The organism is Chromobacterium alkanivorans, assembly GCF_016937655.1.
Taxonomy (GTDB): Bacteria; Pseudomonadota; Gammaproteobacteria; order Burkholderiales; family Chromobacteriaceae; genus Chromobacterium; species Chromobacterium alkanivorans.
The window spans coordinates 1-493 of record NZ_JAFHKL010000048.1; the positions used below are offsets into that span (position 1 = coordinate 1).

General features: G+C 74.2%; 1 protein-coding gene. It reads right to left on the reverse strand.

Annotated elements, in window-relative coordinates; genetic code table 11:
- The coding region (locus JW897_RS24140) for an AMP-binding enzyme (RefSeq protein ID WP_205467938.1) at positions 1-493 on the reverse strand (493 nt) is incomplete at both ends.

Here is a 493-nt window from a genome sequence, read left to right on the forward strand (position 1 = left end):
GCGCGCTCGGCGTCCGAACGCGGCTCGACGCGCGGCGCGTCGCTGGCGGCCTGCGCCGCCGGCAGCGCGGCGCGGTCCACCTTGCCGTGATGGGTCAGCGGGAAGCGTTCCAGCGCCACGATGACGGCGGGCAGCATGTGCTCGGGCAGCTCGGCGGCCAGCGCGGCGCGCAAGGCGGCGGGTTCGCCGTCGCCGACGACATAGGCGATCAGTCGCGGCTCGCCGGCGGCGGGACGGTCCAGCAGCGCCAGCGCCTCGCGCACCGCGGGCAGCCGGCACAGCGCGGCTTCGATTTCTCCCAGTTCGATGCGGAAGCCGCGCAGCTTGACCTGATGGTCGGCGCGGCCCAGGTATTCGATCTCGCCGTCGGCGCGGCGGCGGGCCAGATCGCCGGAGCGATAGAGGCGGGAGCCGTCGGCGGCGAAGGGATTGGGCAGGAAACGGGAAGCGGTCAGACCGGGGCGGTTCCAGACCGGGGCGGTTCCAGTAGGAA